The organism is Mesorhizobium sp. M7A.T.Ca.US.000.02.2.1 (assembly GCF_003996995.1).
Classification (GTDB): Bacteria; Pseudomonadota; Alphaproteobacteria; order Rhizobiales; family Rhizobiaceae; genus Mesorhizobium.
This window is the reverse complement of the sequence record NZ_RZTT01000253.1, coordinates 1-9,014: the sequence shown is the minus strand read 5'-3', so window position 1 is coordinate 9,014 and position 9,014 is coordinate 1. Positions and strand designations below refer to the sequence as shown.

9 protein-coding genes and 1 pseudogene are annotated in these 9,014 nt (G+C 64.1%); 6 read left to right on the top strand and 4 right to left on the bottom strand.

Annotated features, from left to right (window positions below; genetic code table 11):
* Together EOD15_RS22010 and EOD15_RS22005 are read right to left on the bottom strand one after the other, a co-directional pair.
* Positions 1–748: SDR family oxidoreductase (locus EOD15_RS22010; RefSeq protein ID WP_148129612.1), on the bottom strand; the 748-nt coding region annotated here is incomplete at its 3' end.
* Positions 745–1,599 (bottom strand): NAD(P)-dependent oxidoreductase, encoded by an 855-nt coding sequence (locus EOD15_RS22005; protein WP_127319598.1) that lies wholly within the window; start codon positions 1,597–1,599, stop codon positions 745–747. The genes EOD15_RS22010 and EOD15_RS22005, both read right to left, overlap by 4 nt.
* 232 nt (positions 1,600–1,831) lie before the next feature.
* Between EOD15_RS22005 and EOD15_RS22000 the strand changes: the two genes are divergently transcribed.
* The 3 genes from EOD15_RS22000 to EOD15_RS21990 are packed head-to-tail and all read left to right on the top strand — an operon-like array spanning position 1,832 to position 4,315.
* Complete coding sequence (locus EOD15_RS22000; RefSeq protein ID WP_127319596.1) at positions 1,832–2,476, top strand: isochorismatase family cysteine hydrolase; 645 nt, start codon at positions 1,832–1,834, stop codon at positions 2,474–2,476.
* Positions 2,477–2,525: 49 nt separating this feature from the next.
* Positions 2,526–3,077 carry a MarR family winged helix-turn-helix transcriptional regulator gene (locus EOD15_RS21995; protein WP_127319594.1) on the top strand — a complete coding sequence of 184 codons (552 nt, stop codon included), beginning with the start codon at positions 2,526–2,528 and terminating at the stop codon, positions 3,075–3,077.
* 44 nt (positions 3,078–3,121) lie between these two features.
* On the top strand, positions 3,122–4,315 hold the full coding sequence (locus tag EOD15_RS21990; protein WP_127319592.1) for an amidohydrolase family protein: 1,194 nt from the start codon (positions 3,122–3,124) through the stop codon (positions 4,313–4,315).
* A 3-nt stretch (positions 4,316–4,318) separates the two neighbouring features.
* Here the strand turns inward: EOD15_RS21990 and EOD15_RS21985 are convergent, their stop codons facing one another.
* A complete protein-coding gene (locus tag EOD15_RS21985; RefSeq protein ID WP_127319590.1) occupies positions 4,319–4,903 on the bottom strand; it encodes an amino acid synthesis family protein in 585 nt (194 codons plus the stop codon).
* Positions 4,900–5,484, bottom strand: coding sequence for an amino acid synthesis family protein (locus tag EOD15_RS21980; RefSeq protein ID WP_127319588.1), 585 nt, complete (start codon positions 5,482–5,484; stop codon positions 4,900–4,902). Before EOD15_RS21980 ends, EOD15_RS21985 begins: the two co-directional genes overlap by 4 nt.
* Before the next feature lie 254 nt (positions 5,485–5,738).
* Here EOD15_RS21980 and EOD15_RS21975 point away from each other — a divergent pair, with 254 nt between their 5' ends.
* The 3 genes and pseudogenes from EOD15_RS21975 to EOD15_RS21965 all read left to right on the top strand — a co-directional run.
* A complete protein-coding gene (locus EOD15_RS21975; protein WP_127319586.1) occupies positions 5,739–6,743 on the top strand; it encodes a BMP family ABC transporter substrate-binding protein in 1,005 nt (334 codons plus the stop codon).
* A gap of 91 nt (positions 6,744–6,834) precedes the next feature.
* Entirely contained in the window at positions 6,835–8,409 is a 1,575-nt protein-coding gene (locus tag EOD15_RS21970; protein ID WP_164761647.1) for an ABC transporter ATP-binding protein, read from the top strand.
* A pseudogene (locus EOD15_RS21965) lies at positions 8,406–9,014 on the top strand (ABC transporter permease); the annotation flags it as partial. The gene EOD15_RS21970 and the pseudogene EOD15_RS21965, both read left to right, overlap by 4 nt.

Here is a 9,014-nt window from a genome sequence, read left to right as displayed (position 1 = left end):
GGCCGCCGTCGATCAGCCAATCCACGCCTGTGACGTGCCTCGCCTCGTCGGAGGCCAGGAAAGCCACGGCGGCCGCGACATCGTCCGGCTGGCCGATGCGGCGCAACGGAATGCGGTCGGCGAAATGCTGGACGCTGCTCTTGAATTCGCCGTCGCCGGAAACCGGCACGCCAAGCGTCGTCTCGATCACGCCGGGGCAGATGGCATTGACGCGTATCCCGTAGGGCGCGGCATCGAGCGCCGCGACCCGCGTCAGGCCGACCACGCCGTGTTTGGAGGCGACATAGCCGGCACCGCCCGAAAGGACGTCCCAACCGGCCATGGACGAGCCCATGTTGACGATCGAGCCACCGGTGCCGGCCTCGATCATCGCGCGAAGCGAAGCCTGCAGCACGAGGAAGATGCCGCGCAGATTGATGCGGATGATCGTATCCCAGTCCTCGACCGGCAGGTCGTGAACGGGAGCGACGACGCCGGAAATTCCGGCATTGTTGAACACCACGTCGAGGCCGCCGAACGTCTCGACGATCGTTGCGGCGGCGCGCCGCACATCCGCTTCATCGGTGACGTCGGCTTCGATGGCAATGGCGTTTTCACCCAGCGAGCTGGCCAATTGCCGCGCCGCCGCGCCATTGCGGTCGACAATGGCGACCCGCGCGCCTTCGTCAAGGAAACGCCGCACCGCTGCGCTGCCGATCGCGCCGGCGCCGCCGGTGACGAGGACCTTTTTCTGGTCGAACCGTTTCATCCCTGGGTCTCCGGCTTTGGATAGGAACGCCATGAATACTCTGGTTCGAAGCCGATCGTTTCGCGCGCATGGACCGTGTCGAGCACGGCGCCGAAGCCGGCGATCGGCCGCGACAGAGCGACATCAGGATAGACCCGGCGCACGAGCGCTTCGGTCTCCTCTTCCATGAATGTGTCGGCGGCGCTCAGGAGGACGCGCAGATGGCCGTCGCCTTGCCATTCAAGCGCCCGCAGGAAGCCCTGCCCGGCGTCGCGCGCATCCAGATAGGCCCACAGGTCGCGGGCACTGTCGGCAGTGGCGCGGCGCGGCCCGACGCCGTCGAAAAAAGAACCCGGCGTCTGGATCCACGGCATGCGGACACTGACCGCCGAGAAGGCACCGCGGCGCACCGCCGCGTCGACGATTTCCTCGCCCAGCCATTTCGACAGGCCGTACGGATCCTGCGCGCCGACCGGGTGGTCCAGGTCGACCGGCAGATAGGGCGGTCGCACCGGTTTCTCGAAAAAGGGATAGCCGAAAACGCTGAAGGACGAGGCATAGACGAAGCGCCTGGCGCCGGCCATGGCAGCTGCCTCGACCACATTGTAGGCGGTCGCGATGTTGGTCTTGAACACCTCGCCGCCGGCCCGGCCAGTCGGCCGCGGAATGGCCGCGACATGCACAACGGCATCGCAATCGCGCACCAACTGCAGTGTCGATCCCAGATCGGTCAAATCGGCGGTTGCGTGGCGCCATGCGACCTCACCCGGCACCACGGCATCGACACCAAGCACATCGTGGCCGGCCGCAACCAGAGCCTCGGCCACATGGCGGCCAAGCAGGCCACTGGCTCCGGTGACGATGGTTTTCATATCTCGGCCTCGGCTCCGCAATTAAGCGGCTTGAATATTGTTGATGGTCATACAAATCGAGCACATGCCTGACAAGCGTTGTCAAGGCCATTTCGCGATGGACAAATAGCGCATACGCTTGTCGGAGCGCGGTGCGCAAGGCCGACCAGCACGCTTTGCGTCGAACGGGATTGACTTGGCATCCGCCAGGGTTTTTTGTATGAGCATCAACGATCGGTCAAAGGAGCTCGCCATGTCCGTGGACAGTTTTTCCTCACATCGGCACGATGATGCGGTGCGCCTCGATCCACGCCGTGCGGCCGTTGTCGTCATCGATATGGTCAATGAGTTCTGCAAGCCCGGCGGGGCCATGGTCCTGCCTGGGTACGAGACGCTGGTCGCGCCGCAACTGGCCGTGATCGAGGCCGCGCGCGCCGCCGGCGTGCCGGTGATCTGGGTCCATGACAGCCACCGGCCGGGCATGCGACGCGAGCGCGAATGGCTGAAGCGCACACCGCATTGCCTGGATGGAAGCTGGGGGCCGGAGATCATCGAGGATCTCGGCGCCCGCGATGACGAGATCCATGTGATCAAGCGGCGCTACTCGGCCTTCTTTCAAACCGACCTCGACCTGACGCTGAAAGACATGCAGACCGATCAGTTGATCATCTTCGGCGTGGTCACCAACATCTGTGTGCGCTCGACCGTCCATGATGCCTTTTTCGAGGGCTATGAGGTGGTGGTGCCAAGCGATTGCTGCGCGGCGACGGGACCACGCGAGCAGGAAAGCTCGCTCTATGACATAGCGACCCATTTCGGCGTGGTCAGCGATTCGGCTGATGTCGTCGCAGCCCTCCGCGACGGGACGTCGCTTCAACCAGCGGAGGTCGCGGCTTGAGCTTTTTCCGAACCGGCGACATCCAAGACAGCGGCGATAGGAGTCCGGTGTGACGACTGAAAAGAAACCGCAATCCGAAAAAGGCGCGACGCCGAAAACGCCGAGCGGCGATGCACCCCCGAGCCGCGAGCAGGTGCTGCAGCAATACGCCGGGACCGGCTATGAACTGGACCGCCACCCGGCGCACGTCATCCGCCGGGCGCATCAGCGCGCGACACTGCGCTTCCAGCAGGTCATGGCCGGCGAAGACCTTTCGCCAACGCAATTCGCGGCGCTCGCCACGATCCTCAAGCATGGCGAAGTTTCGCAGAACCATCTCGGCCGGCTGACGGCGATGGACCCATCGACCATCAGCATCGTCATGCGCAAACTGCTCAAACACGGGCTGATCACGCGCAGCGCCTCCGAAACCGACCAACGCCTGACGATGATCGCGCTGACCAGCAAAGGGACCGACTATACGCTGGAGCGGCTCGAACGCAGCGTCGAGGTCGGGCGGCGGTTCCTGTCGCCGCTCTCGCCGGCTGAGCAGGCGACGCTGCTTCGCCTGCTCCAGCGCATCAACGACGACGACCCATCGAATGGCGACGGCGGCAAATAAGCCGCGTCCAGTCCTTTTTTCCATAACAGCAGAAGTGAGAACCGATGTCGTCCGACCTCCAGTCGTCTGCCAACACGCTCGTCGTCCGCAATATCGGTCTCATGCTGAGTGGCGATCTCGCACAACCGATCATCGACGCCGACACCATCGTCGTGACCAATGGACGCATATCAGGCATTGGCAAGGCAGGCGACATTGATGGCGGCAGCGCGGCGACGATCATCGATGCAATGGGCTGCGCGGTCTCGCCGGGTCTTATCGATAACCACGCCCATCCGGTGGCCGGCGACTGGACGCCTCGGCAGAACCAGATCGGCTGGATGGATTCGACTGTGCATGGCGGCGTCACCACCATGATCTCGGCGGGTGAAGTCCACACGCCGGGCCGACCGCGCGACCTTGTCGGGCTTAAGGCGCTGGCGATCGCTGCCCAACGCACCTTCTCCAACTTCCGTCCGAACGGCATGAAGATCCTGGCCGGGGCACCGATCCTGGAACCCGGCCTTACCGAAGAAGACTTCCGCAGTCTCGCCGAGGCCGGCGTGACGCTTGTCGGCGAGGTCGGACTTGGCGGCGTCAAGGATGGGCCGACCGGCCGGATGATGATCGCCTGGGCGCGCAAATACGGCATGACCTCGATGACCCACACGGGCGGTCCATCCCTGCCCGGCTCCGGCCGCATCGGCGCGGATGTCGTGCTGGAGGTCGACGCCGATATCGTCGCCCACGTCAATGGCGGGCCGACCGCCCTGCCCGACGCGGAAATACGGCAGATCTGCGAGAAGGGCTCGAGGGCGCTTGAAATCGTCCATAACGGCAATTTGCGCACCGGACTGTTCGTGCTCGACCTGGCAAGGCAGCGCGGCGAACTTTCGCGCGTCATCCTCGGCACCGACAGCCCGGCCGGATCCGGCGTGCAGCCGCTCGGCATCCTGCGGACGCTCACCATGCTGGCTTCGCTGGGCGGCATCGCTCCGGAAGTGGCGTTCTGTCTTGCCAGCGGCAACACGGCGCGCGTGCGCAGACTGGACGATCGCGGTTTGATCGAGGTCGGTCGCGCCGCCGACCTGATCTTCATGGATCAGGCGATCGGCGGCGCCGGCGACGGGCTGCTCGACAGCGTGGCGCTCGGCAATCTTCCAGGCATTGGAATGGTCGTCATCGACGGCGTGGTGCGGACCGGCCGGAGCAGAAATACGCCTCCGGCGCTGCGCGTGCCGGAAATCCTGGCGGCCTGACGGTCAGCCGACGCCGTCAATCCCGACAATCTTGTCCTTGGTCAGCCCGCCGACGCGCGGGTGCGGCCTGCCGGAATCGGTGACGGCGATAGCGACGACGATCTCGTCGGCACGCGGTGCGTCGGGAACACGAACCTCCATGCCGTCGAAATGGCTGCGCACCCGCGCCGCATCCTTGTGACCGAGCGGAATATCGAGCGACACGCCGAGGCCGCCGCACTTCTTCGATGAAGGAATGAGCGCGGCGCCCTTGCCGAGCACATCGCGGAACGGGGCGCCGAGCTTTGGATGAAGGATGGCGGCGGCATGTTCGAGCTCGCCATCGGCGCCGACGGCGGCGGCCTTGCCGAAGCTCTCGACCCGGTCGCCGGCAATGCCCAGAGCAGCGACCGCGCGCCTGGGCAAGATGTCGCCCAACGCTTCGCCGATGGCACTGAGTGCCGACAGGTCCTCGACATAGGTGCCCGCATAGGGGTTGCGGATCACCGCGACGGCCGCGGCACGCCGCGTCGGCGGATCGACGGGCCGTCCGCCTTCGATCCGGGTTTCCTCGACGATGGTGATGATGCGGCGAATTTCCGGGCTCATCGCAATCCGTCCTCGCCCTTGATGTCGGCGGCAGCAAGGCCGCCGACCCGTGCATGGACGCGTGCGCCGGTGGTCATCGCCAGGATGACGGCCATTTCGTCGCCGCGCGGCGCATCGGCAACGCCGATCTCGATCGCATCGAAATGGCTGCGCACATAGGAGGCGTTTATGTGCGTGATCGGGATATCGATGCGCGTTCCGGGGCCGCCGACCTTCTTGGTCGAAGGCACGATCGCCTTGGCATTGCCGAGCAGTTCGCGCATCGCGTAGCCGCCCGGATTGTGCCAGAGCGCGCCATGTTCAAGCTCGCCGGCGGCGCCGACTATGGCACCCTTGCCATAGCCTTCGATGGCCTGGCCGCCTTCACCAATGGCGTCGATCAGGCGCCGGGCCATATCGAGACCGAGCGGCTTCAGGTCTTCCATGAAGCCGGTGATCTCTTCGACATAGCGTCCGGCAAAGGGGTTTGCGATGACCGCGACGACCGCGCCTCGCTTGAGCGGGCGTGCCGCGTGGGGTCCGCCCTCATGGAATATCTCTTCGACCTGAACCAGAAATTTCCTGACCACCACAGCCGGCATTGTTTCGCTTCCTTCATCCCGTCGTTCATAGAAACTCGTTAGACTATCAACAATTATGCCCATCGACATTTGTCAAGCGCAGACGTCGAGCAAGTGGGCGAAGGGCCAAGAAAACTGCATCGGATGACGATTGACAGCCTGTTAAGCCGCTCCTAAACTCATATGACCATCAACGAACTCGCCGTTGTTACGGCGATATGTGGGGATGGTCAAAGCGTGGCTTCAAAAGCTGGAAAAAGCTGAAGGGGAATGACATGAAAAGGGCGCTCAAGAGTTTATTTCTGGCCGGCACGATGCTTGCCATTTCGTTCGGACCGGCCGCCGCACAGAACAAGGTTTCCGTAGCCGCGATCTCGGGATATTTCGCACAGGGTTTTGGCGTTTCGATCGTCAACGGCCTCAACAAGGCCAAGACCGATTTCGGCATCGACCTCAAGCTGGTCGACACCGGCAATCGCGCGCTCGACTACCAGCAGCAGTTCGAGAATCTTGCCAAGGGCAAGCAGTACGACCTCATCTTCGTGATGGGCTGGGAGCTGGTGGACTCGCTGCAAAAGGTCAGCGCCGAATATCCTGACCAGCGCTTCGTGTTCATCGATGGCGTCCTCGACAACCCCAAGATGATCTACGCCAATTTCGCCGAGGAGCAGGGATCCTTCGTGGCCGGCGCGCTTGCCGGCATGATCGAAGCCAAGGGCACCGCCTTCGACAAGATCGGCGACGGCAAGGCGATCGGCTTTGTCGGCGGCCGCGATATTCCGGTAATCCGCAACTTCCTGGGCGGCTACGAGCAAGGCGCCAAATATGCCGCGCCCGACGTCAAGGTAAACTCCGTCTTCGCCGGAACCTTCGACGACCCGGCCAAGGGAAGCGAACTTGCCCAGGCGCTTTACGGCCAAGGCTCCGACATTGTCTACAACGTCGCCGGCCCGACGGGTGAAGGCGTGATGCAGGCAAGTGCCGCGGTCGACAAATATTCGATCGGCGTCGACATCGACATGTGCGGCTCGGCTCCCGGAAATGTGCTCGCCAGCATGCTGAAGCGCGGCGACATCGCCGTCTACACGCTGATCAAGGACGAGGTCGAGGGCCGCAAGATCACCGCCGGCACCCGCACTTTCGACCTCGCCTCGGGCGGTGTCGAGGTCAAGGTCTGCGATGATATTGCCCCAAAGATCCCCGCTGACGTGACCGCGAAGCTGGACGAGATCAAAAAGGGCATCGTCGACGGCAAGATCGTGATCGCCAAGGCAAAGTAAGCCAACAACAGCGCCTCCCTCCCAAGAAAGCGCTACACTGATCCGCCGCGGCTTGCCGCGGCGGATCAGTGTCCAATCTGCGAGAGCCACGTTGTCGAACACGCCGGGGTCGCCGACCCTCCACAGCAATGCCGCGATGGCCGTCGAGTTGACTGGCATCACCAAGCGTTTTGGCGCATTCGTCGCCAATGACGGCATCGACCTTGCGGTCCGCCGCGGCGAGATCCACGCCATCATCGGCGAGAATGGTGCCGGCAAGACGACGCTGATGAACATCCTGTTCGGCCTCTTGCAGCCGGACGAAGGCTCGATCCGGCTGAACGGTGAAGAGATCGTGATCGCCGATCCGTCCGTGGCCATAAAGGCCGGCCTCGGCATGGTTCACCAGCATTTCAAGCTGGTTCCCTCGCTCACGGTTGCCGACAACGTCTTTCTCGGTATGGAAATCCGTCGCCATGGGCTGATCGACCACGCCGCACAAATTGCGCGCACGCGCGACCTGTCGAAGCGCTTCGGCCTGCAGGTTGATCCGACCGAGCGCGTCGGGCTGCTCTCGGTCGGCATAGAGCAACGCATCGAAATCCTTAAGGTTCTGGTGCGCGGCGCGCGCACCATCATCCTCGATGAACCGACCGCCGTGCTGACGCCGCAGGAAAGCCGTGAACTGTTCCAGACACTGCGCAGCTTCGTGGCCGAAGGCATGACGGTGATCTTCATTTCGCATCACCTGGAAGAGGTGATGGAAGTGTCCGACACGGTGACGGTGCTGCGCAACGGCAGGAAGGTGGCGACCCGGCCGACGGCCGAGCTCAGCAAGGACGAGTTGGTGCACATGATGGTCGGCCGCGAGGTGAGCTTCGACCGCCGGCCGCGCGCTTCGCTGCACGGCGACGTGGTGCTCGAAGTCAAGGATCTGTGGGCGCGCGACGATCGCCTGCTGCCGGCTCTTCGCGATGCCAGTTTCACCGTCCGCTCCGGCGAGGTGGTGGGGATCGCGGGTGTGGCCGGCAATGGACAGACGGAGCTGGCGGAAGTGCTTTCGGGCTTGCGACCGGCAAGCCATGGCGGGGCGTGGCTGAAGGGCCGGAATCTCACCGCGCTCTCCCCCGCCGCGATCCGCCAGGCAGGCCTCGCCCATGTTCCAGGCGACCGCATGGTGCGCGGGGTCGATCGCAACGCTTCGATAGCAGCCAACACCCTGATGGGCCGCCAGCACCGCGCCCCATGGAGCCGCGCCGGCATGCTCAACTGGAATGCCATAAATCAAAACGCCGAAACGCTGATCAAGAGCTTCGATATTCGCGCGCGCGGAGCCGGTGATGCGGTCAAGCGGCTTTCGGGGGGAAACATCCAGAAGGTCGTTCTGGCGCGCGAATTCACCAACGGCGCCGATTTCCTGCTGATCGACCAGCCGACGCGCGGCGTCGACATCGGCGCCCAGGAGGCCATTCATGACGAGATCATGCGCCAGCGCGCCGCCGGCCGCGCAATCCTGCTGATTTCCGTGCAGCTCGACGAACTGGCCGCCCTTGCCGACCGCATCCTGGTGATGTTCAACGGGCGGATCATGGGCGAGGTCGCCGGCGACGAGGCCGACGAGGAGCGCATCGGCATGATGATGGCAGGCGTGGCCGTGCCGGAATTCGCCGCGGAGACCGCATCATGACAGACCATTTGCGTGCCGTTTCCGGCCAGGTGATCGCCATCGGCGTGGCGCTGCTGATGGGCGCGATCATCATCCTCATGGTCGGCGAAAGCCCGGTGCGTGTGTTCATGACGCTGTTGCGCGGCGCCTTCGGCGATCAGGAGAAGATCGCCGGGACCTTGCTGCAGACGACGCCGATCCTGATCTGCGGTGTCGCCGCCTGCATCGGCCTGCGCGGCGGCATGTTCAACGTCGGCATCGAAGGCCAGCTGTTCCTCGGCGGTTTCGCCGCCGCGTGGGTCGGCTTTGCCATGCCCCTGCCCGCGGGCATTCACACGCTGGCGGCACTGGCGCTCGCGGTCGTGGCAGGCGCGGCCTGGGTCGCCATCCCCGCCTACTTCCGCGCCCGCTACAACACCAACGAAGTCGTCTCGACGATCCTGTCGAACTACGTGGCGGTGCTGCTCACGTCCTACTTCACCATCTTCCTGTTCAAGCGGCCGGGTGGCTGGTCGGAGACGCCGCCGATCCTGGCGACATCCTATCTGCCGGAGATCTTCACCTTCTCGCGGTTGAACTGGGGCCTGGTCATTGGCCTGGTGCTGGCGGTCGGCGCAGCCCTTGTC

Excerpts from the sequence above, each read along its gene's own strand:
- EOD15_RS21985 (WP_127319590.1), bottom strand. The coding sequence starts at position 4,903 with ATGAGCCCGGAAATTCGCCGCATCATCACCATCGTCGAGGAAACCCGG.
- EOD15_RS21990 (WP_127319592.1), top strand. The coding sequence starts at position 3,122 with ATGTCGTCCGACCTCCAGTCGTCTGCCAACACGCTCGTCGTCCGCAAT.
- EOD15_RS22000 (WP_127319596.1), top strand. The coding sequence starts at position 1,832 with ATGTCCGTGGACAGTTTTTCCTCACATCGGCACGATGATGCGGTGCGC.
- EOD15_RS22005 (WP_127319598.1), bottom strand. The coding sequence starts at position 1,599 with ATGAAAACCATCGTCACCGGAGCCAGTGGCCTGCTTGGCCGCCATGTG.
- EOD15_RS21975 (WP_127319586.1), top strand. The coding sequence starts at position 5,739 with ATGAAAAGGGCGCTCAAGAGTTTATTTCTGGCCGGCACGATGCTTGCC.
- EOD15_RS21980 (WP_127319588.1), bottom strand. The coding sequence starts at position 5,484 with ATGCCGGCTGTGGTGGTCAGGAAATTTCTGGTTCAGGTCGAAGAGATA.